The organism is Mesorhizobium sp. M1312 (assembly GCF_040318115.1).
Classification (GTDB): Bacteria; Pseudomonadota; Alphaproteobacteria; order Rhizobiales; family Rhizobiaceae; genus Mesorhizobium.
In genome coordinates this window covers 1-26,750 of the sequence record NZ_JAMYLQ010000029.1, presented here as the reverse complement: position 1 = coordinate 26,750, position 26,750 = coordinate 1, and the positions used below count along the sequence as shown (strand labels likewise).

Here is a 26,750-nt window from a genome sequence, read left to right as displayed (position 1 = left end):
GAATGGCAGGCGGGACATTCTATCTTCTGTGCGGTGTCTGGGCCCTTGTCATGCTGGGGATCTTCATCCGGGCGATCCGGCTGAGCTATCGCATCGAGGCGCGCTCTCCCGACCTGACCAACCGCAGCGGCTTTCCGCGCAACGCAATGATGTTCCACACCGTCACCAACATAAACGTCGCGCGGGATCAGGAAACGCAAGCCATCCGGCGGCGCATGAATCGGCTTCTGCTGATCGTTCTCGCCGGATTGGCACTTCTGTGGGCGGGCGTGTCTTTGGTCCAGTCAGCGGAGCGGTCTAGCTTAATCGTTCCAAACGCTGGTGGACCCAAGATGCCTTACACCGCTACTTACCTTTGGTTTGTGGGAATTTTTAGCATCGCTACTGCCTGGCTTTTGATTTCGGTGATCCGGCTCTGCCGTCAGGTCGAGGATCGATCTGAAAGACTGCGCAACTTCAGTGGCGTGGCGCGTCGGCCGAAGCTTGTTAACGTCGCTATAAATCGGGACGTTGCGAGCGATGTTGAAACGCAAGCGCTGCGCCGTGGAATGATCAGTCGTCTGTTAGCCATAGGTGCTATCGGTATCGCTGTGAATTTGATTGCCTGGGCTGGTGTGTGACGTGGACCTGCTCGACCATCTTCGCCGCATGGCGCGCAACAATCTCTGGTCGAATGATCGGCTCTACCGCGCCGTGCTGCAGCTTGAGCCCGGTGAATTCGAAGCCGAGCGCACCAGCTTCTTCCCGTCGATCAAGGCAACGCTCAACCACATCCTGGCGGTCGACCAACTCTATCTCGATTTTCTCGAGCAGGGCGGCGTTGGCGCCGCGGCCCATGACGATTTCGTGCCGTTCGATGAACCATCAGCGCTGTTTGCCGCCCAGGTCGCGGCCGACCGGCGGCTGATCGCCTTTTGCGACCGCCTGTCGGCCGACGATCTCGATCGCCGCGTCATCACCGACCGGCGCGAGGACGGAAAAATACCGGAGCGCATCGGCGATCTGCTTGCCCACCTTTTCATCCATGACATCCATCATCGCGGGCAGGTGCACGCCATGCTGTCCGGCACCTCGGTTAAGCCGCCGCAGCTCGACGAGTTCTTCCTCGACTATGATCTGAAACTCAGGAAAGCCGAGGTCAAGCGGTTGGACTTAGGCGATCAGGCGAAGGCGACATCGTAACGGGCGAAATGCGGGTCAGCCGTCAGAATGGTTAGGTTCTCCACTTGCGCCTGTGCGATGAGAAGCCTGTCGAATGGATCACCGTGATGATGAGGCAGGCCGCCAACCCTTTGCGCATGTTGAAACGTAATGGTGAGGGGAAGAAAGCGCATCTTCGGAAGCAGCGTTGCCAGATCGTCGGGAGCTTCAAGCTTTCCGATAGCGCGCTTGATGGCGATCTCCCAAACGCTGGCGGCGCTAGCAAAGACCACAGCATCTGACGCTAGAATGGCACGATGCGGCTCGCGAAGACGAGGGTGGTCCGCAATCGACCAAAGGATGATTTGCGTGTCGGCGAGAAACGGGCCGAGCGTCATTTAACGTACTCGTCCCATTCGGGACCGAGTTCGTCAAAATCGTCTGCGACCCGGATTTTACCCTTCAAAGCGCCGATGCGAGGCAGGAGGTCGGGCGATGCTGGCGGTACGAGGCGAGCAGCGACCTTGCCATGCCGGGTGAGCACGATCTCTTCGCCAGCTTCCGCCCGGCTGACAAGTTCCGACAATTTCGCTTTGGCTTCAGCAATCGAGACATTCATGGGTTGATCCTTTATGACCAGAATTTAGGTCATAATTGATCAAGCCGCAAGGAAATTAGAGGCGCGGTCGCCTCATTCCGCCGCCTCCACCTTCAGCACGCCGCGCTTGATCTGGTCCTGCTCGATCGATTCGAACAACGCGCGGAAATTGCCCTCGCCAAAACCTTCGTCGCCCTTCCTCTGGATGAATTCGAAGAAGATTGGGCCGATCACGGTTTTTGAAAAGATCTGCAGCAGGATCTTGGTCGTGCCGCCGTCGACCACGCCTTCGCCGTCGATCAAGATGCCGTGCTTTTTCATGCGCTCGATCGGCTCGTCATGACCGTGCACGCGGGCATGAGACATCTCATAATAGGTTTCCGGCGGGCCGGGCATGAACTTCAGCCCGTTGGCTGCCAGTTTGTGGGTGGCGCCGTAGATCTCGTCCGTGCCAACGGCGATGTGCTGGATGCCTTCGCCATTATACTTTTTCAGATATTCGGCGATCTGGCTGGTCTCGTCCTTGGACTCGTTGAGCGGGATGCGGATCTTGCCGCAGGGCGAAGTGATGGCGCGGCTGACCAGGCCGGTGATCTTGCCGTCGATGTCGAAGAAATGGATTTGCTTGAAGCCGAACAGGTCGCGATAGAAATCCCACCATTTGTCCATGTTGCCACGGTAGACGTTGTGGGTGAGGTGGTCGAGATAATAGAAGCCGACGCCTTCCGGCTTCGGATCGCGCGCGCCCAGCCAGTCGAACTCGGCATCGTAGGCCGAGCCCTTCTCGCCATAGGTTTCGATGAAATAAAGCAGCGAGCCGCCAATGCCTGATATCGCCGGCACGTCGAGCGCCTTGTCGACGTCTTCATAGGGTGTGGCACCCTTGGCGATGGCATGGTCGAACGCGTGCTTGGCGTCGACCACCCGCCAGGCCATCGAGGCCGCGCAGGGGCCGTGCTTGTCGACGAACTTCATCGCATGCGAGCCGGGCTCGGCATTGACGACATAGTTGATGTCGCCCTGCCGCCAGACGGTGATGGTCTTGGTGCGGTGCTTGGCCACTGGCACATAACCCATACGCGTGAAAAGCTCGGCGAGCTTTTCGGGCTCGGGATGGGCGAACTCGACGAATTCGAAGCCGTCGGTCCCGGCGGGATTGGCCTTGCTGATCTTTGCGGGCGGTGCGTCGTGCGGGAAGGGACCCATGGTGTTGTCCTCCGAAAGCTGCTTGGCGGCAAAGGGCCATTTCGACGCAATCATACCGCGGAGCGGGTGCATGGTGCTTGCATTTAAACGCTTGAAATGATCAGGTGATGCGCGAACTGTGCATACGTAGGGAGTAATCCATGGATGATGCGCGTATCGATCAGTTTGACCGCAAGATAATGGCTCTGTTGCAGGGCGACGCGCGGCTGACCAACAGCGATTTGTCGGAACGGGTGAACCTGTCGGCGTCGCAATGTTCGCGCCGCCGCCAGAGGCTGGAGGAGGATGGCTACATCAGGGGCTATCGGGCGGTGCTCGACCGCGACAAGCTCGGCTTCTCGCTGGTCAACGTCATCTCGGTGACGCTGGCCACCCATAACCGCGACAATGCACAGCGCTTCGGTGAACTGGTGGCGCGGCTGCCGGAAGTGCAGGAGGCGCACGCGCTGACCGGCGAGATGGATTATATCCTGAAAGTCGTGACGCCGGACCTGAAGTCACTGTCGGAATTCGTCAGCGGCGTGCTATTGCCGCACGAATCCGTGCAGCATGTGAAGACGGCGATCGTGCTCGAAACGCTGAAGGAAACCGGCGCGCTGCCTATCTGACGGCGCGCTGCCGTAATCAGCCCTTCGATTGCAGGATCAGCCCATAAAGGTTGGTGCAGCGCGCGCCGGAACGGCAATAGGCGAAGATCGGGCCTTCGAGTTCATCGAGCGCCTCGGCCTGGTCCTCGACATTCTCGGCCGTAATCTGACCGCTGATGACCGGGATGTAGCGGAAAGCGAGCCCGGCAGCTTCGACCGCTGCCTTGATGCTGTCCGCTGATGGCTGGCCGGGCTGCTCATCATCAGGCCGGTTGCAGATGACGCTCTTGAAACCGGCGGCCTTGATGGTGGCGACCTCATCGGGGTGGATCTGACCCGAGACCGAGTAGTCCTCGCTGATCTGACGATATTCCATGATGGCGTCCTCGCAATGTTCGATGCCTGCTGGCCATGGGCGGAATCTTGCCACTCCCTGGCCTGGGCGGCAATCCGCGCGGAAAGAAATCCCGCTGCGCAGATAGACATTCTCATGCGGGAAATCCAGCCGGGCTACCTACGGCGTCGTGCATCCTTTGAATCCACAAAGGACGCTGTAGCACTTTGTTGCCCGCACGGGCGCAAGCCGACCGAGTGGACGGCGTCGACCGCTCAGCTTCCGAGGATCGCGCCTTTGATCTGGGCGATATTGTTGTGCATCAGGTCGATATAGGTCGAGGCCGGGCCGTCGGGTTGCGACAGCGCATCCGAATAGAGCGTGCCGCCCACCTTGATGCCGGTCTCGCTGGCGATCTGCTCGATCAGCCGCGCGTTGGTGATGTTCTCGATGAAGACCGCCGCCGCTTTGTCCTGCTTCACCTGGCTGACCAGCTTGGCGACGTCGGCAGCGGAAGGCTCCGACTCCGTCGAGACCCCTTCGGGGGCCAGGAAGGTGAGGCCATAGGCCTTCTCGAAATAGCCGAAGGCGTCATGCGAGGTGATGACAACGCGTTTCTCCTCCGGAATCGACTGGATCGCCGTCTGCACGTCGCCTTCGACCGCATCGAGCTTCTCGGTATATACTGCGGCATTGGCCTTGTAGCTGTCGCAACCCGCAGCGTCGGCGGTGCAGAAGGCGTCGGCGATGTTCTTCACATAGATCTTGGCATTGGCAATCGACTGAAAGGCATGCGGATCGGTGGCCGTCTCGCCATCAGTATGGGGGCCTTCAGCCGCATCGGCATCGGCGAATTCGGGTTTGAAGTTGATCGGAGTGACACCATTGGTCAGAACGGCGATTGTTGCCTTGGTGGCGCTAGCGTCGACCAGGCGCTGCAGAAAGCCTTCGAAATGCAGGCCGTTGACCAGCACCACATCCGCACCCGCCATTGCCACCGCGTCAGCCGGGCTCGGCTCGTAGACATGGGCATCGCCATCCGGCCCGACGATGGTGGTCAGATTGATGCGGTCGCCGCCGACATGTTTGGCGAAATCGGCAATGATCGTGAAGCTGGCGACCACTTTCAACGGCTCCGCGAGGGCCGACGACGCGCCAAAGGCGGTTAATGTTATAACACCCACTGCCAAGGCGGCGCGGATCGATTTCAGCATGGACAGCTCTCCTCTGTTGGGATCAGGCGGTTCTGTGGCGGTGATGGATAATACGGGCCCGCAGGATGCCGCGCGTGCCGAACAGGATCGAGGCAAAATAGACGACGCCCGCAGACAGGATGATGGCCGGGCCGGAAGGCAGCGACACGTGGTAGGACAAGAGCAGCCCCGCGACGCAAGAGGCAAAGCCAATCAGCACCGCCAGCACGCACATCGGCTCGACGCGCATGGTCCAGAAGCGGGCGGCAGCCGCAGGCAGCATCATCAGCCCCACGGAAAGCAGCGTGCCGAGCGCCTGGAAGCCGCCGACCAGGTTGAGCACAACCAGGCCGAGGAAGATGAAATGCACCGGGCTGCCCAACCGGCTGACCGAACGCAGGAACAGCGGGTCGAGACATTCGGCGACCAGCGCCCGCCAGAAGATGGCAAGGCTGATCAGCGTGACCAGCACGATGCCGCCGATCAGCGTCAGCGCTTCATTGTTGAGTGCCAGCACGGTGCCGAACAGCACATGCATGAGATCGACGCTGGAGCCGCGGATTGACACCATCAGCACGCCGATGGCCAGCGAAATCAGGTAGAAGGCCGCCATCGAGGCATCCTCGCGCTGGATGGTGAAGCGCGAGACGGCGCCGGCGCCGAGCGCGACGATAATGCCGGCAATCAACCCGCCGATGGTCATCGGCAGGATCTCCAGCCCATAGAACAGGAAACCCGCGGCAGCACCCGGCAGGATGGCGTGGGCCATGGCGTCGCCTGAAAGGCTCATGCGCCGCAGCATCAGGAAGACGCCGACGGGGCAGGCGCCAAGCGACAGCATCAGCGAGCCGAGAAGCGCCCGCTGCATGAAGGCGAAATCGGCGAACGGAGCGATGAAAAGACCGTAGAGCGTGTCCATCATGCCGCCCTAGGCCCGGGGCCGTGATGATGGTCGTGCTGATGGTCGTGCCCAGGGTCATGAGCGTGATCACCGTGCTCATGATTGTCGGGCTCGCACCAGGGCGCGTTCTCCTCCCAGGCTTCGTGGAAGCGGCGCGCGCGCAGCAGGTTTTCCGGCCGCAGCGTTTCCTTGGTTTCGCCCCAGGCGATTGGCTGGCGCGCCAGCAGCAGCGTCTCGGGGAAATTTTGGCGCACCAGCTCCAAATCGTGGACGACAACCATGATGGTGCGTTCCTCACCGTGCCAGCGCTTGATCAGCGCTATCAGGTCGCCGACGGTCTTGGTGTCGACGGCGTTGAACGGTTCGTCGAGCAGGATGAGGTCGGCATCCTGCAGCAGCACGCGGGCGAACAGTGTGCGCTGTAGCTGGCCGCCCGACAGCGTGTCGATCGGGCGCTTCTCGAAGCCGCCGAGGCCGACGGCCATCAGCGCCTGGCTGACCGAATCGCGATCTTCCCTGGTGTAGCGGCCGAGCAGCCCGCGCCGTGGCCACAGCCCGAGCGAAACCAGATCGACGACCCTGGCCGGAAAGGAGCGGTCGAGCTCCGACTGTTGCGGCAGATAAGCGGCGCGCACGCCGGCCGCGCGGACAACCATGCCGGCCATCGGCTTCAACACGCCGACGATGCCCTTCATCAGGGTCGACTTGCCCGAGCCATTGGCGCCGACGACGGCGGTCAGCGATCCCCGGTGGATCGTGCCGTCGAGATGATGGATTGCCGGATGGCTGTTGTAGCCCAGCGTCAGGTCGCGGAAGGTCAGGCAGGTTTTGGTCATGTGACGATCCGTGGGGCACGACTGGTACGGGTGGCGGCGATTGGATATGTGATGTTATTACATTAGTCAACAAGCCAATCGGGCGGAATTGCGGCGACCGGAGCAATTTGCTGTGTGCCTATTTTCGTCCATGCCCTGCTGGCTCAAGAGGATTCAGTCAGGCGACCTTGCCCCCAGCGAACCGCGACTCTAAAGAGGCGCGACCCACAAAGGAAGGAAACGTCCCATGAGCATTCGTCGCATCGATGTTGGCCCGCGCATGAGCCAGATCGTCATCCACGGCAACACCGTCTATCTGGCCGGTCAGGTCGGCGAACCCGGCGGAAACGTCGGCGCCCAGACCAGGGACATCCTGGCGGCCATCGATGAGTTGCTGGCCAAGGCAGGCACCGACAAGACCAAGATCCTGCAGGCGATCATCTGGCTGGCCGACATGAGCACGTTCGCCGAGATGAACGCGGAATGGGACAAGTGGGTGCCGCAGGGCCATACACCGGCTCGCGCCACCGGCGAGGCCAAGCTTGCCGGACCGGAATATCTGGTCGAGATCATCGTTACCGCTGCCATCTGAGATGCGGCTCTTAACCCTCCCCGGGGGGCGGCGAGTAGTCGGAGCGAAGCGGAGATTGCGAGACGGGGTGGGGTCGGCGAGGTTGCACCGACCCCACCCCGCGTCACAAAATGCCGCCATGCGGCATTTCCTCCGCGACCCTCCCCTCGAGGGGGAGGGTTTACCCCTGCGACGGCGTGAACCGCGCGACCAGCGTGTGGCTCTCGGCCGCATAGGTGAAACGGACATAGGTGACGGGGTGCTCGGCGCTCCATGTCCGCCGCTCGACCACCAGGCACGGTGCGCCGGCCGCGATATCGAGTGCGGCCGCAATGTGTTTGTCGGCGGCGATGGCGCGGATGCGGTGCTCGGCGGCACTCCACGGCACGCGGGCGATCAGCCACGGCCCAGGTGCGATGGCAAGAAATTCCTCGTCGCCGGCCTCGGCCACGGCGGCCAGGTTGATTAGCCGCTGTTCGTGGGCGAACGGCCGCTGGCCGGCGAAATGCCGGCATTCCAGCGCCAGCACAGGTCCGGCAGCGTCGAGTTCCAGCAAGGCGCGATCCTCCGCACTGCTGCGCCTTTTGTGTCGCGCCAGACGCTCGTAGCGATAGGGCAGGCCAAGCGCCTCGACCTCGATCCTGATGTCGTGGATTTCCAGCACCGCGGCTTGCGACTGCGGCCGCCGGACAAAACTGCCGGAGCGGCGGCGGCGCTCGATAAGCCCGGACTTGGCAAGCTGCGACAGCGCCTTGTTCACCGTCATGCGCGAACATTTGTACTCGGCCGACAGTTCGTGCTCGAACGGTATGCGGTGGCCGGGCGCCCAGGCGCCCGACAGGATCCGTTCGCTGATGTCGGACAGGATGCGCTGATGCAGCGAGAGAGGCTCGCCGACGTCCATTGTTCCGGTCATGCTCACGCCGCGAGTTCCGTCATCACCTTGCGAAAACGCTCGGCAACGGCATCGCGCCTTGTGTGCCTGCCGCCGCTGACCAGTTTCTTGCCATGCACCCAGACACAATCGACCTTGGTGCCGTTGGCGAAGATCCAGGCATCGAGCACCGCATCGCCCGTCTTGCCGGCCAGCGAGGGATGCTTGCCATCGAGCGAGATGAAATCGGCTGGGGCACCAGCGGCGATCCGCGAGGGGCCTGCGCCAAGCGCGGCGCTGCCGCCGTCGAGTGCTGCATCGAACAGTGCGCGGCCGGTCGAACCGCCGGCGACCGCCAGCACGTTACGGGCACGGTGGGCGAGGCGCTGCGAATATTCGAGCTGCCGCAATTCGTCGGGCAGGCCGATCAGCACGTTGGAATCGGAGCCGACGCCGAAGCGGCCGCCATGTTGCGTGAACAGGAGCGCGGCAAAGGTGCCGTCGCCGAGATTGGCCTCTGTGATTGGGCAGAGGCCGGCGATTGCCCCGCTTTTCGCCATGGCCGCCGTCTCGGTCTCGGTCATGTGGGTAGCGTGGATCAGGCACCAGCGCTTATCGACCTTGGCATTGGCGAGCAGCCATTCGACCGGTCGCGCCCCGGACCAGGCAAGGCAGTCCTCGACTTCCTTCACTTGCTCGGCGACATGGATGTGGATCGGCCCGTCCGGCGCCATCGCAGTAACTGCGGCGAGTTCTTCCGGTGTCACGGCGCGCAGACTGTGCGGAGCGACGCCAATGACGCCCTGATTCAAGGCGCGAACGGATTCGCGGCATTTCTCAACAAGCCGCGAGAACCGATCCACATCATTGATGAATCGCCCCTGGCCTTCATTCGGCGCGGCGCCGCCGAAAGAGGAATGCGCATAGAAGACCGGCAGCAGCGTCAGCCCAATGCCGGTGTCGGCAGCCGCGGCAGTGATGCGTTCGGCCATTTCGGCGATGTTGGCGTAGGGCTGGCCGTCGCGTTCGTGATGCAGATAGTGAAACTCGCCGACGCGTGAGAACCCAGCCTCCAGCATCTCGACATAGAGCTGCGCGGCGACCGCCTCGACCTGGTCAGGCGTCATCCACAGCGCGAAGCGGTACATCACCTCGCGCCAGCTCCAGAAACTGTCGGCGGAAGGGCCGCGCAGCTCGGCAAGGCCGGCCATGCCCCGCTGGAACGCGTGGCTGTGCAGGTTCGGCATGCCTGGCAGCAGGATGGCATGGCGTTCGTGGCCGGGCTGGGATGCAGTATTTGGCTCGACCGTGGCGATGCGCCCTTCACTGGCGACGATCCGGGCATTGGAATGCCAGCCGTCGGGCAGAAGCACCTGTTCCGCAAAGATCGCCGTCACGTTTTCTCTCCGATTCCCTGTGTCCGTGCAATGATACCACTTGCAGTACGTTCCAATATGTATATACATAATCGTCGCCGATTGAAACGGAAAAGATGATGGTTGGAGAGAGCAAAAGCCGGGCAGGGGAGGTTCGCCTCTGGCGCAATGCGCGTCTGGCGACCATGGCTGAAAGCGCCGCTGGACTGGGCATCGTCGAAGACGGCGCGATCGCCGCGCGCGATGGCCTGATCGTCTACGCCGGCCCGGAAGCCGACATGCCGGCAGCGCTTGGCAAAGCAGCCGAGAGTATCGATTGCGAAGGGCGTTGGATAACGCCGGGCCTGATCGACTGCCACACTCATCTGGTCCATGCAGGCAACCGCGCTAACGAATTCGAGATGCGGCTGGCCGGCGCGACTTATGAAGAGGTCACCAAGGCTGGCGGCGGCATCGTCTCGTCGGTCAAGGCGCTGCGCGCCGCCAGCGAGCGCGAACTGGTTGCGCAGTCGCTGCCACGCCTCGACGCGCTGATCGCCGAAGGCCTCACCACTATCGAGATCAAGTCGGGCTACGGGCTCGACATCGAAAACGAGAAGAAATCGTTGCGTGCCGCGCGGCTCCTGGGCGAACATCGTCCAGTAACAGTAAGGACGAGCTTCCTCGGCGCCCATGCGCTGCCGCCTGAGGCGAAAGGCGACAAGGACGTTTTTGTTGATCTCGTTGCTAAACAGATTCTTCCAGCGGTCGCTGCCGAGGGCCTGGCCGATGCCGTCGACGGTTTTTGCGAGGGCATCGCCTTTTCGCCCGAGCAGATTTCTCGCGTGTTCGACGCGGCGAAAGCAGCAGGCCTGCCGGTCAAGCTCCATGCCGACCAGTTGTCCAATCTGCACGGCGCGGAACTTGCGGCGCGCTATGGCGCCCTGTCGGCCGACCATCTCGAATACACTGACGAAGCGGGTGCTGCGGCGATGGCGAAGGCGGGAACCGTGGCGACGATCCTGCCCGGCGCCTACTATTTCATCCGCGAGACCAAGAAGCCGCCGATCGGTCTGTTTCGCCAGCACGGCGTCAAAATAGCGGTCGCCACCGATTGCAATCCCGGCACCTCGCCGCTGACCTCGCTGCTGCTGACCATGAATATGGCGGCGACTTTGTTCGGTCTGACTGTTGAGGAATGCCTTGCCGGTGTCACCCGTGAGGCCGCCCGCGCGCTGGGACTGCTCGAACAGACCGGTACGCTGGAGGCCGGAAAGTCAGCAGATCTGGCGATCTGGGACATCGAGCGCCCGGCCGAGCTAGCCTATCGCATGGGCTTCAACCCGCTGCATGCCCGCATCTGGAGAGGACGATGAGCGAACTCAAACTCAAGCCGGGGAACACAACGCTGGCCGACTGGCGCGAAATCTATCGTGGCGCCGTGCCGAAGCTGGACGCTGGCTGCCGGCCAAAAATCAAGGCCAGCGCCGAGGCGGTTGCGCGGATCGTCGCCCGGGGTGAGCCGGTCTATGGCATCAACACCGGCTTCGGCAAATTGGCCAGCGTCCGCATCCCCGCCGCCGACCTCGAGACCCTTCAACGCAACATCGTGCTGTCGCATGCCGCCGGCGTCGGCGAGCCGATGCCGGTTGCGATCACCCGGCTGATGATGGCGCTGAAGCTGGCCAGCCTGGCGCAGGGCGCTTCCGGCGTGCGGCCGCAGACGATCGAATTGCTGGAAGCGATGCTGGCCAATGACGTCATTCCGGTGGTGCCGGCGCAAGGCTCCGTCGGCGCATCCGGCGACCTTGCGCCGCTGTCGCATATGACGGCGGTAATGATCGGCGTCGGCGAATGTTTTACCCCGCATGGCCGGTTCCCGGCCAAGGTCGCCTTTGTCTCGCACGGGCTGGAGCCGGTCACGCTTGGCGCCAAGGAAGGGTTGGCGCTGCTAAACGGCACGCAGTTCTCGACCGCCTATGCGTTGGCCGCCCTGTTCGACGCCGAAGTGCTCTACCAGTCGGCGCTGGTCGCCGGCGCGCTTTCGACCGATGCCGCCAAGGGTTCCGACGCTCCATTCGATCCGCGCATCCACCTGCTCAGGAAGCATCCTGGCCAGATCGAGACGGCAGAGGCGCTGCGCAATTTGATGGCCGGCAGCGCCATCCGTGAATCGCACCGGGTCGGCGACGAGCGCGTGCAGGATCCGTACTGCCTCCGCTGCCAGCCGCAAGTGATGGGCGCGGCGCTCAGCGTGCTACGCCAGGCCGCCGACACACTGGGCACCGAGGCCAACGGCGTCACCGACAATCCGCTGATCTTCGCCGAGGACGACACAGCACTTTCCGGTGGCAATTTCCACGCCGAGCCGGTGGCTTTTGCCGCCGACATGATAGCACTCGCCGTCTGCGAGATCGGCTCGCTGTCGGAACGGCGCATTGCCATGCTGGTCGACCCGGCGCTGTCGGGCATGCCGGCTTTCCTGACGCCGAAGCCCGGGCTGAATTCAGGCTTCATGATCCCGCAAGTGACGGCGGCGGCACTCGTGTCGGAAAACAAACAGAAGGCTTATCCGGCCAGCGTTGATTCGATCCCGACCTCGGCCAACCAGGAAGACCACGTCTCGATGGCAGCGCATGGCGCGCGCCGGCTGATCGGCATGGTCGAGAATGCGACGGCCGTCATCGGCATCGAATTGCTGGCCGCCACACAAGGCTGCGATTTCCATGCACCGCTGGCGTCGAGTGCGCCGCTCGAAGCGGTGCGCAGGCTGGTCAGGGCAGAAGTGCCGCATCTCGACAATGACCGGCATTTCCACCCCGACATGGAAAAGGCCATCGCCATCGTGCGCAGCGGCGCTGCGGTGAAGGCAGGGGGCGCGGTGGCGCTGCCCTCGATCTCGGAAGCTCGATGATGGACAACGCACCTTGGCTCACGCTAACGCGCGGCACGGCGCCTCTGCTGGTCTCGGTCCCGCACACCGGCATCGATCTCGCCGGCCTCGAAAGCCGGCTGCTATCGCCCTGGCTCGGCCGCCGCGACGCCGACTGGTGGATCGACAAGCTGTATGACTTTGCCGAAGACCTCGGCGCGACGGTGGTGAATACGGCGATTTCGCGCACCGTCATCGACGTCAATCGTGACCCGTCCGGCGCCTCGCTCTATCCAGGCCAGGCGACCACCGGGCTCTGCCCGACCGAGACCTTCGATGGCGATCCGCTCTATCGCGCCGGGGAAGAGCCTGGGCCGTCGGAGATCGATGAGCGCCGCGAGAGATATTTCGTACCCTATCATGCCGCCTTGCAGGCCGAAATCGACAGGCTTCGCGCCCTGCACCAGAAGATCGTCGTCTATGACTGCCATTCGATTCGTTCGGTGCTGCCGCGCCTGTTCGAAGGCACGCTGCCGGTGTTCAATCTCGGCACCAATGACGGCAAGAGCGCCGATCCGGCCTTGCAGGCAATGGTCGGCCAGATCCTCGCAGAGACCGGCGAAAGCTACGTCGTCAACGGCCGCTTCAAGGGCGGCTGGATCACGCGCCATTTCGGCCAGCCGCAGAACAACGTCCACGCGCTGCAGATGGAACTGTCCAACCGCGGCTATATGCGCGAGCCCGAGGGCAAGGGGACGCCCGATAATTGGCCGGTGCCTTACGACCCCGCATTCGCCGCGCCGATCCGCGCCACGCTGAAGCGGATCCTGGAAAGCGCGATTGCCTGGGCCGGGCGCTGACGCTCCTCCGCACAGCTCATTCGAAAGGAAAAGTGACGCCATGACCGATCCTCGTCAGAACATCCGCGAAGTCCGCAGCCCACGCGGCAGCGAGCTCAATGCCCGCTCATGGCTGACGGAAGCGCCGTTGCGCATGCTGATGAACAATCTCGATCCCGACGTTGCCGAAAATCCCAACGAGCTGGTCGTCTATGGCGGCATCGGCCGGGCGGCGCGCACCTGGAACGACTTTGATCGCATTGTCGCCTCGCTGAAGACGCTTGGAGACGACGAGACGCTCCTAGTGCAGTCGGGCAAGCCGGTCGGTGTGTTTCGCACCCACACCGATGCGCCGCGCGTGCTGATCGCCAATTCCAACCTCGTGCCGCACTGGGCGACATGGGAGAAATTCAACGAGCTCGATAAGAAGGGCCTGATGATGTATGGCCAGATGACGGCCGGCTCGTGGATCTACATCGGCACGCAAGGCATCGTCCAGGGCACCTACGAGACCTTCGTCGAGGCCGGCCGCCAGCATTACGGCGGCAACCTCAGGGGCAAATGGATCCTGACTGGCGGCCTCGGCGGCATGGGTGGCGCACAGCCGCTGGCTGCAGTTATGGCCGGCGCCTGCTGCCTGGCGATCGAATGCGATCCCGACCGCATCGATTTCCGGCTGCGCACCCGCTATGTCGACGAACGCGCCGACACGCTCGACGAGGCGCTGGAAAAGATCGAGCGCTGGACCAGGGCCGGCGAGGCGAAATCGGTCGGCCTGGTCGGCAATACCGCCGACATCGTGCCGGAACTGGTGCGGCGTGGCGTGCGCCCCGACTTGGTCACCGACCAGACGTCGGCGCATGATCCGCTCAACGGCTATCTACCCAGGGGCTGGTCGCTCGCCGAATGGCGCGAGAAGCGCACCAGCGATCCGAAGGCGGTCGAGAAGGCGGCGCGCGCGTCGATGCGCGAACATGTCGAGGCGATGGTGGCGTTCTGGAACGCCGGCGTGCCGACGCTCGATTACGGCAACAACATCCGTCAGGTGGCGAAGGAGGAAGGATTCGAGAACGCCTTTGCCTTCCCGGGTTTCGTGCCGGCCTATATCCGACCGCTGTTTTGCCGCGGCATCGGCCCGTTTCGCTGGGCAGCCCTCTCAGGCGATCCCGAGGACATCTACAAGACCGACGCCAAGGTGCGCGAGCTGACGCCCGGCAACACCCATCTGCACAACTGGCTCGACATGGCGCGCGAGCGTATCGCCTTCCAGGGTCTGCCGGCACGCATCTGCTGGGTCGGTCTCGGCGACCGCCACCGGCTCGGCCTCGCCTTCAACGAGATGGTGGCGAAGGGCGAGCTCAAGGCGCCGGTGGTCATCGGCCGCGATCATCTCGATTCCGGCTCGGTCGCCTCGCCGAACCGCGAGACGGAATCGATGAAGGACGGCTCGGACGCCGTCTCCGACTGGCCGCTGCTCAATGCGCTGCTCAACACCGCCTCCGGCGCAACCTGGGTATCGCTGCATCATGGCGGCGGCGTCGGCATGGGATTTTCGCAACATGCCGGCATGGTCATCGTCGCCGACGGCACACGCGAAGCGGCCAAACGCCTGGAGCGGGTGCTGTGGAACGACCCCGCGACCGGCGTCATGCGCCACGCCGATGCCGGTTATGACCTCGCCATCGACTGCGCCAGGAAACACCAACTCAACCTGCCAGGCATTCTCGGCTGAGCCGCGTCTTGCGCGTCCTCCAGGCAGCCGAATACCGGTCTATGCCGTGGAAGAACGGCGGCGGGGTGACGACGGAGATCGCCATCTCGCCCGCAGGTGCCGCGCTCGACGATTTCGACTGGCGCGTCTCCATGGCGCGCGTCGAAAGCGGCGGGCCGTTCTCAGGGTTTGCCGGAGTGGACCGAACCTTGGCCGTGCTGGAAGGCGAGGGGATTGTCCTTGATATCGCCGGCCGCCCGGCGGCTACGGTGACCAGGGCTTCCGCCCCGCTCTCCTTTCCGGCCGATGTGCCGACGCAAGCGGCGCTGATCGCCGGTCCGATCACCGATCTCAACGTCATGACGCGGCGCGGACGGATGACCCACGCCGTCGAGCGCGTGGTGATTTCGGCCCCGACAGATATCCGGTCGGCGCCCGATACTACCCTCATCCTGTGTTTTGACGGCGAGATCACGGTGGCCGGCGCGACGCCTGTCCGCATCGGGCCGCGCGACACGCTGTTGCTCGGGCCGGGGGCCCTAAAATGGCGCCTGGAGCCAGCCCGAACGGCGACGCTGTTCGTGATCAGGATCGAACGGGTTGCTGCAAACGATTAACGCCTGTTTCGAAACATGATCGCAACACCGGCGAAATATGCCGTAAGCTCAAGCCCACATCACGAAAAAGCCCGAATCCCTCCTTCGATCAAGTCTCGGCGGGAGCGAAGGGGTGATCGTCTGAAAGTTGTGGTGCGAAAACAAACTTTCGACCTGTGTTTCGATGCAACCAATTGCATCTGAATCGGTTTTAGGGACATTGCCGTGGCGGTGACGCCGCTATGCGTCCCCCACGCGGAATTTTCAATGAATATTCAGACGGCCCCCACCCAAATGGAAAAGACGAGCGCGGGCTTCCCGGCCATCACCGAAGAGCCGATACGCTCCAATTTCCTGCCGGAAGAGCGCCTGCGCACGCTGGGTACAACCCTCGCCAAGGGCGACGTCAAGGATCTGTTCGGCCTGGAGCCGTTCGATTTCCAACCACGCGTCCGCGACAGTGCCAGCAAGATCCTCGAAGTCTACCGCTCGACCAATGCCGCGCAGGCGAGGGGCGAGACGATCACGCCGGCGGCGCAATGGCTGCTCGACAACAACTATCTGGTCGAGGAAACCATCTTTCAGGTCAAGCGCGACCTGCCGCGCCGTTTCTATCGGGAGTTGCCGACACTGAAGCTGTCCAACGGCGCCAGCGTGCCGCGCGCGCTTGCGCTGGCCTGGACCTATGTCGCGCATTCGGACAGCTCCGTCTCTGCGACCATGTTCAAGGCAATCGTCGAGGGCTTTCAGTCTGTCGAGCCGCTGAAGATCGGCGAGCTCTGGGCGCTGCCATCGCTGCTGCGCTTCGTTCTGATCGAAAATCTTCGCCGGATTGCGGTCCGGGTCAATCGTACCCGGCAGATGCGCCAGATTGCCAACGAGGTTGCCGACCGCGTGCTGGCGATCGACGACAGCACCGACCGTCAGGCGATCCTGTCGAACTACGTCGCCCATGCACAGGACACCACCTTTGCCACCCAATTGCTCTACCGTCTGCGCGACGGGTCGCAAAATGCCGGCAGGGCGCTGGAATGGCTGGAGGGCGAGCTTGAAAAGTCCGGCTCGGATGCCGAGGAAATCATCATCAGCGAGCATCGCACGCTGTCCGGCGGCAACGTAACCACCGGCAACATCGTCCGCGGCCTCCGGCTTATCAACGACATCGACTGGACGGTTTGGTTCGAAGGTGTCAGCCGTATCGACACCTTGCTGCGCGAGCGCACCGATTTCGCCACGCTCGATTTCTTCTCGCGCGATCAGTACCGGACCGCGATCGAGGAAATGGCGCGCCGCTCCGATCGTTCTGAATTCCGCGTTGCTGAAAAGGCGATCGAACTCGCTGGCCATGCCGCTGTCGCCGATACCACCGGCACCGGTCCGACCGCTCACACCGACGTCGGGTTCTTTCTGGTCGGCCCGCGCCGGCTGGAACTGGAAAAGGCGATCGGCTATCGGCCGACCGTCAGCGTCACGGTCAAACGGGCGTTCCGCAAGATCGGATGGCTGGGCATTGTCGTGCCGGTGTTCGCGCTGACGGTCCTGCTTCTGGTTCTCTCCGGCAATGCTCTTGCCAATCTCGGCCTGTCCGTGCCGTCGATCGTCTTGATGCTGGCGCTGTTTGCCGTGCCGGCCAGCGAAGGCGCGCTTGCCTTCTTCAACACCGTCGTATCGTTGTTCCTCAAGCCCACGCGCCTCGTCGGCTACGACTACAGACGCGGCATGCCGCCCGAGGCCCGCACGCTGGTGGTAGTGCCGTCGCTGATCGGCTCGCGCGACGACGTCGAGGAGAACATCCGCAACATCGAAGTGCATCACCTGGCCAATACGGCGGACGAAATCCATTTCGCTCTGCTTTCGGATTGGCCGGACAGCAAAACAGAAATCGACGCGGCGGATATGGAGATCCTCCAATATGCTCGCGACGAGATCGCGCGGCTGAACGCCCGCTATCCCAGCAAAGGCGCGCCGCGTTTCTACGTCCTGCACCGCCGGCGGCTCTACAATGAATCCCAGGGCGCCTGGATGGGCTGGGAACGCAAGCGCGGCAAGCTGCACGAACTGAATCTTCTGCTGCGCGGTGACAGCGACACCACCTTTTTGCCGCTGGATGTGCCGTTGCCGGAAAACGTCATCCATGTGATGACGCTGGACGCCGACACGCGCACCACCCGCGATGCCGTCGCCAGTTTGGTTGGAAAGCTTTGCCATCCGCTGAACCGCCCGCACTACGATGCGGCAAAGCGCGTTGTCACCGCCGGCTACACCATCCTGCAGCCGCGCATCACCGCCTCGCTGACCAGCGGCGACGACGCATCCTTCTTCCAGCGGGTCTTTTCCGCCAATCGCGGCCTCGATCCCTATGTCTTTGCCGTCTCGGATATTTATCAGGACGTCTTCGGCGACGGCTCCTTCACCGGCAAGGGCCTCTATCATGTCGACGCCTTCGAAGCGGCGCTGAAGGGCCGCATCGACGAAAACACCATCCTCAGCCACGATCTGCTCGAAGGCGCCTTGGCACGTGCGGCGCTGGTCACGGACGTCGAACTGGTCGAGGACTATCCGACCCGCTATTCGGTCGACGCGTCGCGCCACCATCGCTGGGCGCGCGGCGACTGGCAGCTTCTGGGCTTCATTCTCGATCCGCGCTCCGGCGTGCCGGCGCTGTCGCGCTGGAAGATGGTCGACAATCTGCGCCGCTCGCTGACGCCGATCTTCTGGGTGATGGCGGCGATCGCCGGCTGGACGCTGCTGCCTTTCACGCAGGCCGCGCAATGGCAGGCGCTGCTGATCCTCACACTGTTCATGGCGCCGACATTCGACATCGTCCACGCCATCTTGCCGAAAAGCGGCGACCAGACGCCGCGCGGCCATTTCTCGGCGCTGGCGCGCGACGTTGTCTTCGGCACCGCCTTGGTGGCGCTGAAGATCGTGCTGATGGCGCATCTGGCTTGGATGATGGGCGATGCCTTCATTCGTACGCTCTACCGCCTGTTCGTCAGCCGGAAAAACCTGCTCGAATGGCGCGCTGCCTCGCAGGCTCACAAGAACGGCGACAACGATCTCGGCTCCTATTACGGCATAATGTACGGCGCGGTGATTGTCGGCGTCGTCGGCCTCGCCATCCCTGTTCTGGCCGATTCCACTGGAGCTTTCGTCGCCTTCTTCTTCGCGCTGTTCTGGATCGGCTCGCCGGCGTTCGCCTTCTGGATCAGCCGCTCGGCCGAAACCGAGGATCGTTTGCGCATATCGGCGGCCGACATCCATGCGCTGCGCACGATTGCGCGGCGCACATGGCATTATTTCGAGACCTTCGTGACGGCCGAGCATCACAATTTGCCGCCCGACAATTTTCAGGAAAGTCCGGCGCCTGTCGTGGCGCCCCGCACCTCGCCGACCAACATCGGCGTCTATCTCCTGTCGGTGATTTCGGCGCGCGATTTCGGCTGGATCAGCCTGTCAGACGCGACTACCCGCATCGACGCCACGATGTCGACCATCGAGAGCATGCCGCGTGAGCGCGGCCATCTCTTCAACTGGTATGACACGACGACGCTGAAGCCGCTCTATCCGCTCTACATTTCCGCCGTCGATAGCGGCAATCTCGCCGGCCATCTGGTGGCGGTGGCGGCCGCCTGCGCCGAATGGGCGGAAGCGCCTGCAGTCCACCTTCAGGGCGACTTCGAGGGTATCCTCGATACGGTGACGATCCTCGACGAAAGCCTGGCGGAGTTGCCTGACGACCGTCGCCAGTTGCGGCCGTTGCGCCAACGGCTTGCCGATCGCCTCGACGGCATGCGGCGCGCGGTCGAATCGATCAAGGCACAGCCCGAGATGGCGTCGATCCGCACCATCAACCTGGCCGTTCTGGCCGGCGAGATCCGCAAGCTCGCCATCGCTATCCATACTGAGGCCGCATCGACGCAGAGCGACATCATCGCCGACTGGGCGGCGAGACTGGAAGCGACCTGCGAAGCGCATGTCCACGACGCGCATAGCGACGACAGTGCTGTCGAAGCGCTGCGGGCCAAGCTTCTTTCGTTGCGCGAGCGCACGCGCCGCTTCGCCTTCGAGATGGATTTCTCCTTCCTTATGCGAAAGGAACGCAAGCTCCTGTCGATCGGCTACCGGGTCGAGGAGCATCAGCTCGATGAAAGCTGCTACGATCTTCTGGCTTCCGAGGCGCGGCTGACCAGCCTGTTCGCCATAGCCAAGGGCGATCTGCCGACGGAGCATTGGTTCCACCTCGGCCGGCCGATCGTGGAGATCGGGTTCAAGGGCGCGCTGATGTCCTGGTCCGGCTCGATGTTCGAGTATCTGATGCCGCCGCTGGTGATGAAGGAGCCGCAAGGCAGCATCCTCAATCAGACCAGCAAGCTCATCATCAAACGCCAGATCCAGTACGGCCGCTCGAAGAACGTGCCCTGGGGGATTTCGGAAGCGGCCTACAACGCCCGCGACCGCGAACTGACCTACCAGTACACCAATTTCGGCGTGCCTGGGCTCGGCCTGAAGCGAGGTCTTGGCCAGAACACGGTGATTGCGCCTTATGCGACCGTGCTGGCGGCGCAGTTCACCCCGCGTGAATCGGTGCAGAACCTGGCCAGGCTGAGGCGGCTCGGCGCCCTTGGCCGGCACGGCTTCTACGATGCGGTCGATTTCACGCCGCAGCGCGTGCCGGAGGGCACCGACCATGTCGTCGTGCTGAACTACATGGCCCATCATTCCGGCATGTCGATCGCCGCCGTTGCCGACGCCATCTTCGAAGGACGCCTGCGCGACCGTTTTCACAGCGATCCGGTGATCGAGTCGGCCGAGTTGCTGCTGCAGGAAAGAGCGCCGCGCGACATCCCGACCGCCACCGTCAGGACAGAGGCCGACGAACGGTCGAAGGACGAAACGGAAGTCGAGAGTCCCGATACGCGCATCGTGCTCAACCCGCTCAAGGCGCTCCGTTCGACCAGCGTCATGTCCAATGGCCGCTACTCGGTCATGGTTACCGCAACCGGCTCCGGCTATAGTCGCTGGGGCGAGCTTGCCGTCACGCGCTGGCAGCCGGATCCGACCGAGGATCGGCTTGGCTCCTATATCTTCCTGCGCGACTCCGGCACCGGCGACTGGTGGTCGGCCACCGCCGAGCCGAAGCGTGCCGCCAACGAAGAGGTGCAGACGCTGTTCTCTGATGACAAGGCGAGCTTCGTCAAATCGGTGGGATCATTGCGTTCGGAGGTCGAATGCATCGTCATCTCGGAAGGAAACGGCGAAGGCCGGCGGGTGACGCTCTATAATGACGGCCCGGTCGACCGCCATATCGAAGTGACCTCCTTTGCCGAACTGGTGCTAGGCTCCGACGCATCCGACAACGCGCATCCGGCGTTCTCGAAAATGTTCGTGGAAACCGAAATCGCTGCGAACAACGGCGCGATCTTCGCCACGAGACGCAAGCGGGAAACGGACGAGCCTGATGTCACCTTGGTGCATTTCGTCACCGACCCGTCTGGGTCGACGCGCGACGCCGAGGCCGAAACCGACCGGCGCGCCTTCATCGGCCGCGGCCGCACCATTACCGAGGCCGCCGCCTTCGATCCCGGCGCCAAGCTTGGCGGCCATTCCGGCTTCACGCTGGATCCGGTCGCAGCACTTCGCCGACAGGTGCGCGTGCCGGCCAACAAGAAGATATCGCTGACCTTCTGGACTGCCGTCGGCGCCAACCGTGCCGAACTCGAAGAAGCCATTGCACGGCTCGATCATCCGGAAGCCTTCGCCCGCCAGGCGATGCTCGCCTGGACCCGCTCGCAGGTGCAGACCCGTCATCTCGGTCTCAGCCTTGCCGATGCCGCCAATGTGCAGAATCTGGCGCGCTATCTGATTTATCCGGATCCGTTCCTGCGCCTCCCGGCCGAATCGATCGCCTCCGGGCTCGGTAAGCAATCGGGCTTGTGGCCGACCAGCATATCCGGCGACTTTCCGATTTTCCTGGTCAGGATCGGCGATGTCGCCGACCTGGAAATCGTTGCCCAGGCGCTCCGCTTCCAGGAATATATGCGCGCCCGCGGCATGATGATCGACTTTGTCGTCGTTAACGAGCAGGCTTCATCCTACGTGCAGGATCTGCAACGGGCAGTCGAGACGCTGTGCGAAAACAGCCGTCTGCGCGGCAAGGAACTCGGACCCCGCCAGCACATCTTCGCGGTGCGCCGCGACCTGATGGACGAGACGACCTACAAGACGCTGCTCGCCGTCGCCCGCGTCGCCCTGCACACGCGCAACGGCATCATCTTCGATCAGATCGAGCGCGCCGAGGCCGCTGCGCTGCAAGCGCGGGACGCGTTGCAGCCGGCAGGTGCAGCAGCGCTTCGTGCGCCGTCTTCGCCGGCGCCACAGCCATCGGCTGCCCAACCCACGATCGAAGGCAGTGCCGACGGCAGCGGGCTCAACCAATGGAACGGTTTTGGCGGCTTCGAGGGCGACGGACGCCACTATGTCGTGCGCCTAGCTGGCCGGCGCACGACGCCGCAGCCCTGGATCAACGTCGTCTCCAACGCTTTGTTCGGTTTCCATGTTTCGGCTGAAGGCGCTGCCTTCACCTGGAGCCGAAACAGCCGCGACTATCAATTGACGCCGTGGGCGAACGACCCGGTCACCAACCGGCCCGGCGAGGGCATCTATATCTACGATCACGCCAGCGGCCGGGCGTTCTCACCGCTGGCCGCCGTGGTGCGCGATCCCGCCATGACCTACGAAACATGGCACGGGCAGGGTTTTTCGACCTTCCGTTCGAGGCGCGGGTCGCTGTCGATGGACCTTACCCATGTGGTGGATTCTGTCGATCCGGTGAAAATCTCCCGATTGCGCATTCAGAATTCGGGTTCGGTGCCGGCGCGCCTGCGCGTCTACGCCTACGCGGAATGGGTTCTTGGTAGCCATCGTTCGCGCACGGCGGCGACCATCATTCCGTCCAGGGATGCCGCGACGGGCGCGTTGCTGGCGCAAAATCCCTATGGGCTCGACTTCAGCGAGCGGGTCGCCTTCCTGGCCGCCGACAGCGCGGCACATTCGGTGACGGCCGACCGCGGTGAGTTCATCGGCCGGCACGGCACCAGCGAACTTCCGCATGCCGTGCTCAGCGGCGCCAGCCTGTCGGGCCGCGTCGAGGCCGGCGACGATCCCTGTGCTGCAATTGCACGCGACATCGACATCCCCGCCGGCGGCGACGTGACGCTGCTCTGGCTGCTCGGCGATGCAGCCTCTGCCGAGGAAGCCAGCGCGCTGGTACAGCATCATAGCAGCAAGGATTTCGATCAGCGGCTGGCTGACAACGAACGCACCTGGCGAGGGTTTCTCGACACCATCCAGGTTGAGACGCCGGACAAGGCGCTCGACGTCATGGTCAACCACTGGCTGCCCTATCAGAGCCTTGCCTGCCGTATCCGCGCCCGCTCCGCGTTTTACCAGGCGAGCGGCGCCTTTGGCTTCCGCGATCAGTTGCAGGACACGCTGGCTCTGCTTGTCCATGATCCGAAATTGGCGCGCGACCAGATCCTCAACGCGGCGCGGCGGCAATTCCCTGAAGGTGACGTACAGCACTGGTGGCTGCCGCGCACCGAGGCAGGCGTCCGCACCATGATTTCCGACGACGTGGTCTGGCTCGCCCATGCCACGGCACACTACTTGCAGGTGACCGGCGATACCGCGATCCTCAGGGAACAACTGCCCTTCATCGACGGGCCGCCTCTGGAAGAAGGCGAGCACGACGCCTTCTTCACCCCGGAGATCTCGAAGAAGACAGCTTCACTCTATGATCATTGCGCGCGCGCACTTGATCTTGCCATCAAGCGCAGCAGCCCCGCCGGACTGCCGCTGATCCTCGGTGGCGACTGGAACGACGGCATGAACCGTGTCGGCGAGCACGGTAAGGGCGAGAGTGTCTGGCTGGGCTGGTTCCTGCTGAAGACGCTGGGGGACTTTGCACCTGTCGCCAAGGCGGAAGGCGATACCAAGCGCGCGCAAGCCTGGACAAAACACGCCGACGTGCTGAAGCGGGCGCTGGAAAGCACGGCCTGGGATGGCGAATGGTATCGTCGCGGCAGCTTCGACGACGGCACGCCGCTGGGGTCGCGCAGTTCGCAGGAATGCAAGATCGACTCGATTGCCCAATCGTGGAGCGTGCTGTCGGGCGAGGGCGATCCGGCGCGGTCGACGACGGCGATGCAGCAGGCGATGAAAATGCTCGTCGACGACGAGCTCAAGATCGTCAAGCTTTTCACCCCGCCCTTCTCCAGGACGGAACAGAACCCAGGCTACATCAAGAGCTACCCGCCGGGTGTCCGTGAAAACGGCGGCCAGTACACCCACGCGGCGACATGGTTCGTCATTGCGCTCGCCGAAATGGGGCGCACCGACGACGCCTACCGCTGTCTCTCGATGCTCAACCCGGTCAACCACGCGCTCGACGAGGCCGCTGCCGAGCACTACCGCGTCGAGCCTTATGTCGTGGCGGCCGACGTCTACGCCGGGCAAGGCAAGGGCGGCCGCGGCGGCTGGACCTGGTACACCGGCTCGGCCGGCTGGCTTTATCGCGCGGCGGTCGAGGGCATCCTCGGCATTGAGCGCAGGGGCGAGCGCATTCAGTTCAGGCCGAAACTCCCCAGCCATTGGGATGGTTATACAGCAACGCTCAAGGTGCTGGGGGCCGAACTCAGGGTTCGCGTTGTCCGCGACGCCAAGCTCAAAGCCATCTCGCTAGAGGTAGATGGTAAAAAGACGAAAGCTTCGTCTTTCGAACCGAAAGCCGGCGACAAGGCTGAGGTGGTCGTCAGGATACCGGCGTAGTTCAAGGATTTTAGCGTTTTTTGCACGTCTTGGGGATGCGCGTTGTTTAAGGTTGCTCTAGAACTTCTACTGCGCATGAGCTTTCCCAAAAGCCGATGCAGGCTTTAGGGATTCGTACATGACCAGTTGCTGATTAAAATTGCGGCAGTGCTTGCCGCCTGCCACGATTTTGCCGCAGGGCTGACATTTTACCTTTTTTCTCAAACCGTTAGGTGATCACGACAGATTTCGCAGCGTCGCGATCTTTTGTTCGCGAATTGGGAACTGAAGGGGTACACGAGCATTGTTTCGCGACACGTCAACGGGTACGAGTCAGAAAATGATGCAGTGCACAATAACAATTTGCCGGAGTAGCTGAAGTGTCCCTTCTGCAAATCTACTGGAGAGCGCTTGGTTACCTCGCTGCCGACAGAAAACGCGTAGCGTTTATCTGCGGGGCGAATGTCGCGCTGGCCATTATCGCCATCCTTGAGCCGATCATGTTCGGACGGGTGATCGATGCTATTTCGGACGGCGGCTCGGTCTTTTCGACGCTCGCCGTATGGGCCGGTATCGGCGTCTTCAACGTCGTCGCCTTCGTTCTGGTGGCGCGCGGCGCGGACCGCTTTGCCCATGCGCGGCGCAGCGAGGTGCTTTGCCAGTCATTCGAGCGCGTGATCACCATGCCGCTTGCTTGGCATCATCAGCGCGGCACCTCCAATTCACTGCATACGCTTCTGCGCGCGGTCGAGACCCTGTTCAGCCTCTGGCTCGAGTTCATGAGGCAGCATTTGTCCACTGTCGTCGCACTGGTTCTGCTGGTGCCGACGGCGCTCAGCATGGATATTCGCATGTCGATGGTCCTGCTGGCGCTGGGCGCGCTCTACGTCGGAATCGGGCGGCTGGTGATGCGTCGCACCAGGGAAGGCCAAGCGTCCGTGGAGAGGCATTTTCACAAAGTGTTCGCGCATGTGAGCGACTCGGTCAGCAACGTCGCCGTGCTGCAGAGCTACAATCGCATCGGCCACGAGACCGACGCCTTGAAGCGCTATGTCAAGAATCTGCTTGATGCCCAGTATCCGGTGCTCGACTGGTGGGCACTGGCCAACGCCCTGCACCGTCTGTCCTCGACCATTTCGATGATGGTCGTGCTGTTGATTGGCTCCTATCTGGTCATGCATGGCCAATTGCGTATCGGTGACGTTATCGCCTTTACCGGCTTTGCTACGCTGCTGATCGCCCGGCTCGACCAGATGTCGGCCTTCGCCAACCAGATTTCGGAAGCTAGGGCCAAGCTCGAGGAATTTTACCGCCTCGAGGACTCCGCGGCCGACGCCGCCGAGCCGGACGGGTTGCGCGACCTCGGCAACGTCACTGGTCATGTGCGTTTTGAAAACGTCAGCTTCGAATTCGCCAATTCGGGGCAGGGCGTGAACGATGTGTCGTTCGAGGTCCGTGCCGGCCAGACCGTGGCCATCGTCGGTCCGACGGGCGCAGGCAAGACCACCCTTATCAATCTTTTGCAGCGCGTCTTTGCACCGTCCAGCGGCCGTATCCTGATCGATGGCATCGATACCCGCACGGTGACCCGCAAGTCGCTGCGCCACTCGATCGCCACCGTGTTCCAGGATGCGGGTCTGCTCAACCGCTCGATCGAGGACAATATCCGCGTCGGGCGTGCCGAGGCGACCTATGATGAGGTCCACGCCGCCGCCAATGCCGCCGCCGCGCAGGATTTCATCCTGTCGAAGGGCAACGGCTACGATACGGTCGTCGGCGAACGCGGCGGGCAGCTTTCGGGCGGCGAGCGCCAGCGTATCGCGATCGCGCGCGCGGTGCTGAAGGATTCGCCCATCCTGGTGCTCGACGAAGCGACCAGCGCGCTCGATGTCGAGACGGAAGACCGTGTCAAGGAAGCGATCGACGAACTGCGGCGCGGCCGCACCACCTTCATCATCGCCCACCGCCTGACGACCGTTCGAGATGCCGATCTGGTTGTGTTCATGGACAAGGGCAAGGTGGTCGAAATGGGTGGCTTCGCCGAATTGTCGATGCGCAATGGCCGCTTCGCCAGCCTGCTGCGCGCCGGCGGCCTGCTCAACGACGAGGAAGTCCGCCGCCTCAGCCGCACCATCACGGAGGAGGCCGCCTGAGCGGCCAGGCTCGCCCTTCTCCCCCTGTAAGGCAGGGGAATCGCATATGGCGATTTTGGGGTTGAGTTTAGGCAGAGAAAGGATTCTTTGGAGAGGCAGTTGAGCGAAGGAGCGACTGCCATTTCCTGCCTTGAGAGCTATTTTGGCGCGCTGCCTGATCCACGCGCGCCCAACGCCACGCACCGGCTTGGCGACCT

At 63.0% G+C, this 26,750-nt stretch carries 20 protein-coding genes; 11 read left to right on the top strand and 9 right to left on the bottom strand.

All coding sequences use genetic code 11. From position 1 onward, the window contains the following. Positions 1-2 precede the first annotated feature (2 nt). Together NKH36_RS26820 and NKH36_RS26815 are read left to right on the top strand one after the other, a co-directional pair. The gene (locus NKH36_RS26820) at positions 3-620 is read left to right on the top strand and encodes a hypothetical protein (protein WP_352964296.1); all 618 of its coding nucleotides are present in this window, start codon (positions 3-5) and stop codon (positions 618-620) included. Between the two features lies 1 nt (position 621). Continuing rightward, positions 622-1,182, top strand: coding sequence for a DinB family protein (locus NKH36_RS26815; protein ID WP_352965200.1), 561 nt, complete (start codon positions 622-624; stop codon positions 1,180-1,182). Here the strand turns inward: NKH36_RS26815 and NKH36_RS26810 are convergent. The 3 genes from NKH36_RS26810 to hppD all read right to left on the bottom strand — a co-directional run bounded on the left by NKH36_RS26810 (position 1,161) and on the right by hppD (position 2,944). Further along, entirely contained in the window at positions 1,161-1,538 is a 378-nt protein-coding gene (locus tag NKH36_RS26810; protein ID WP_352964291.1) for a type II toxin-antitoxin system VapC family toxin, read from the bottom strand. The two genes, NKH36_RS26815 and NKH36_RS26810, sit on opposite strands and share 22 nt — an antisense overlap. After that, a complete protein-coding gene (locus NKH36_RS26805; protein ID WP_352964289.1) occupies positions 1,535-1,759 on the bottom strand; it encodes a type II toxin-antitoxin system Phd/YefM family antitoxin in 225 nt (74 codons plus the stop codon). Before NKH36_RS26805 ends, NKH36_RS26810 begins: the two co-directional genes overlap by 4 nt. 72 nt (positions 1,760-1,831) lie before the next feature. Further along, positions 1,832-2,944, bottom strand: coding sequence for a 4-hydroxyphenylpyruvate dioxygenase (hppD, locus tag NKH36_RS26800; protein ID WP_352964328.1), 1,113 nt, complete (start codon positions 2,942-2,944; stop codon positions 1,832-1,834). A gap of 140 nt (positions 2,945-3,084) precedes the next feature. On the opposite strand from hppD, the gene NKH36_RS26795 reads away from it, so the two are divergent. Beyond that, on the top strand, positions 3,085-3,552 hold the full coding sequence (locus NKH36_RS26795) for an Lrp/AsnC family transcriptional regulator (RefSeq protein WP_352964287.1): 468 nt from the start codon (positions 3,085-3,087) through the stop codon (positions 3,550-3,552). Positions 3,553-3,568: 16 nt separating this feature from the next. On the opposite strand, the gene NKH36_RS26790 is transcribed toward NKH36_RS26795, so the two are convergent. From NKH36_RS26790 to aztA, 4 genes are all read right to left on the bottom strand, one after another. Further along, the gene (locus NKH36_RS26790; RefSeq protein ID WP_352964285.1) at positions 3,569-3,907 is read right to left on the bottom strand and encodes a protein tyrosine phosphatase family protein; all 339 of its coding nucleotides are present in this window, start codon (positions 3,905-3,907) and stop codon (positions 3,569-3,571) included. A gap of 233 nt (positions 3,908-4,140) precedes the next feature. Beyond that, a complete protein-coding gene (gene aztC / locus NKH36_RS26785; RefSeq protein ID WP_352964282.1) occupies positions 4,141-5,079 on the bottom strand; it encodes a zinc ABC transporter substrate-binding protein AztC in 939 nt (312 codons plus the stop codon). Positions 5,080-5,101: 22 nt separating this feature from the next. Then, entirely contained in the window at positions 5,102-5,977 is an 876-nt protein-coding gene (aztB, locus tag NKH36_RS26780) for a zinc ABC transporter permease AztB (RefSeq protein WP_352964325.1), read from the bottom strand. Next, positions 5,977-6,795: a zinc ABC transporter ATP-binding protein AztA gene (aztA, locus tag NKH36_RS26775; RefSeq protein WP_352964280.1), complete on the bottom strand. Its 819-nt coding sequence runs from the start codon at positions 6,793-6,795 to the stop codon at positions 5,977-5,979. The genes aztB and aztA overlap by 1 nt, the downstream gene beginning before the upstream one ends. Positions 6,796-7,021: 226 nt before the next feature. Here aztA and NKH36_RS26770 point away from each other — a divergent pair, with 226 nt between their 5' ends. After that, the gene (locus NKH36_RS26770; RefSeq protein WP_095496140.1) at positions 7,022-7,366 is read left to right on the top strand and encodes a RidA family protein; all 345 of its coding nucleotides are present in this window, start codon (positions 7,022-7,024) and stop codon (positions 7,364-7,366) included. Between the two features lie 160 nt (positions 7,367-7,526). On the opposite strand, the gene hutC is transcribed toward NKH36_RS26770, so the two are convergent. Further along, positions 7,527-8,261 carry a histidine utilization transcriptional repressor HutC gene (hutC, locus tag NKH36_RS26765; RefSeq protein WP_352964278.1) on the bottom strand — a complete coding sequence of 245 codons (735 nt, stop codon included), beginning with the start codon at positions 8,259-8,261 and terminating at the stop codon, positions 7,527-7,529. Positions 8,262-8,263: 2 nt separating this feature from the next. Then, positions 8,264-9,616: a formimidoylglutamate deiminase gene (locus NKH36_RS26760; protein WP_352964275.1), complete on the bottom strand. Its 1,353-nt coding sequence runs from the start codon at positions 9,614-9,616 to the stop codon at positions 8,264-8,266. 98 nt (positions 9,617-9,714) lie between these two features. Between NKH36_RS26760 and hutI the strand changes: the two genes are divergently transcribed. The 7 genes from hutI (at position 9,715) to NKH36_RS26725 (ending at position 26,553) form a co-directional block, all read left to right on the top strand. Further along, complete coding sequence (hutI, locus tag NKH36_RS26755; RefSeq protein ID WP_352964273.1) at positions 9,715-10,950, top strand: imidazolonepropionase; 1,236 nt, start codon at positions 9,715-9,717, stop codon at positions 10,948-10,950. Beyond that, a complete protein-coding gene (gene hutH / locus NKH36_RS26750; protein WP_352964271.1) occupies positions 10,947-12,488 on the top strand; it encodes a histidine ammonia-lyase in 1,542 nt (513 codons plus the stop codon). Before hutI ends, hutH begins: the two co-directional genes overlap by 4 nt. Then, positions 12,488-13,306: an N-formylglutamate deformylase gene (gene hutG, locus NKH36_RS26745; RefSeq protein WP_352964322.1), complete on the top strand. Its 819-nt coding sequence runs from the start codon at positions 12,488-12,490 to the stop codon at positions 13,304-13,306. Before hutH ends, hutG begins: the two co-directional genes overlap by 1 nt. Before the next feature lie 40 nt (positions 13,307-13,346). Further along, positions 13,347-15,017 (top strand): urocanate hydratase, encoded by a 1,671-nt coding sequence (gene hutU, locus NKH36_RS26740; RefSeq protein WP_352964269.1) that lies wholly within the window; start codon positions 13,347-13,349, stop codon positions 15,015-15,017. Between the two features lie 8 nt (positions 15,018-15,025). Next, positions 15,026-15,613 carry a HutD/Ves family protein gene (locus NKH36_RS26735; protein ID WP_352964267.1) on the top strand — a complete coding sequence of 196 codons (588 nt, stop codon included), beginning with the start codon at positions 15,026-15,028 and terminating at the stop codon, positions 15,611-15,613. 246 nt (positions 15,614-15,859) lie between these two features. Then, positions 15,860-24,421 (top strand): glycoside hydrolase family 94 protein, encoded by an 8,562-nt coding sequence (locus NKH36_RS26730; protein ID WP_352965195.1) that lies wholly within the window; start codon positions 15,860-15,862, stop codon positions 24,419-24,421. Positions 24,422-24,780: 359 nt separating this feature from the next. Further along, positions 24,781-26,553: a glucan ABC transporter ATP-binding protein/ permease gene (locus tag NKH36_RS26725; protein ID WP_352964263.1), complete on the top strand. Its 1,773-nt coding sequence runs from the start codon at positions 24,781-24,783 to the stop codon at positions 26,551-26,553. The last annotated feature ends 197 nt before the right edge of the window (positions 26,554-26,750 follow it).

What these genes read in the sequence shown, in the direction of transcription:
- NKH36_RS26820 (WP_352964296.1), top strand. Translation starts at nt 3, where the DNA reads ATGGCAGGCGGGACATTCTATCTTCTGTGCGGTGTCTGGGCCCTTGTC.
- NKH36_RS26810 (WP_352964291.1), bottom strand. Translation starts at nt 1,538, where the DNA reads ATGACGCTCGGCCCGTTTCTCGCCGACACGCAAATCATCCTTTGGTCG.
- NKH36_RS26805 (WP_352964289.1), bottom strand. Translation starts at nt 1,759, where the DNA reads ATGAATGTCTCGATTGCTGAAGCCAAAGCGAAATTGTCGGAACTTGTC.
- hppD (WP_352964328.1), bottom strand. Translation starts at nt 2,944, where the DNA reads ATGGGTCCCTTCCCGCACGACGCACCGCCCGCAAAGATCAGCAAGGCC.
- NKH36_RS26795 (WP_352964287.1), top strand. Translation starts at nt 3,085, where the DNA reads ATGGATGATGCGCGTATCGATCAGTTTGACCGCAAGATAATGGCTCTG.
- NKH36_RS26790 (WP_352964285.1), bottom strand. Translation starts at nt 3,907, where the DNA reads ATGGAATATCGTCAGATCAGCGAGGACTACTCGGTCTCGGGTCAGATC.
- aztC (WP_352964282.1), bottom strand. Translation starts at nt 5,079, where the DNA reads ATGCTGAAATCGATCCGCGCCGCCTTGGCAGTGGGTGTTATAACATTA.
- aztB (WP_352964325.1), bottom strand. Translation starts at nt 5,977, where the DNA reads ATGGACACGCTCTACGGTCTTTTCATCGCTCCGTTCGCCGATTTCGCC.
- aztA (WP_352964280.1), bottom strand. Translation starts at nt 6,795, where the DNA reads ATGACCAAAACCTGCCTGACCTTCCGCGACCTGACGCTGGGCTACAAC.
- NKH36_RS26770 (WP_095496140.1), top strand. Translation starts at nt 7,022, where the DNA reads ATGAGCATTCGTCGCATCGATGTTGGCCCGCGCATGAGCCAGATCGTC.
- hutC (WP_352964278.1), bottom strand. Translation starts at nt 8,261, where the DNA reads ATGACCGGAACAATGGACGTCGGCGAGCCTCTCTCGCTGCATCAGCGC.
- hutI (WP_352964273.1), top strand. Translation starts at nt 9,715, where the DNA reads ATGGTTGGAGAGAGCAAAAGCCGGGCAGGGGAGGTTCGCCTCTGGCGC.
- hutH (WP_352964271.1), top strand. Translation starts at nt 10,947, where the DNA reads ATGAGCGAACTCAAACTCAAGCCGGGGAACACAACGCTGGCCGACTGG.
- hutG (WP_352964322.1), top strand. Translation starts at nt 12,488, where the DNA reads ATGGACAACGCACCTTGGCTCACGCTAACGCGCGGCACGGCGCCTCTG.
- hutU (WP_352964269.1), top strand. Translation starts at nt 13,347, where the DNA reads ATGACCGATCCTCGTCAGAACATCCGCGAAGTCCGCAGCCCACGCGGC.
- NKH36_RS26730 (WP_352965195.1), top strand. Translation starts at nt 15,860, where the DNA reads ATGAATATTCAGACGGCCCCCACCCAAATGGAAAAGACGAGCGCGGGC.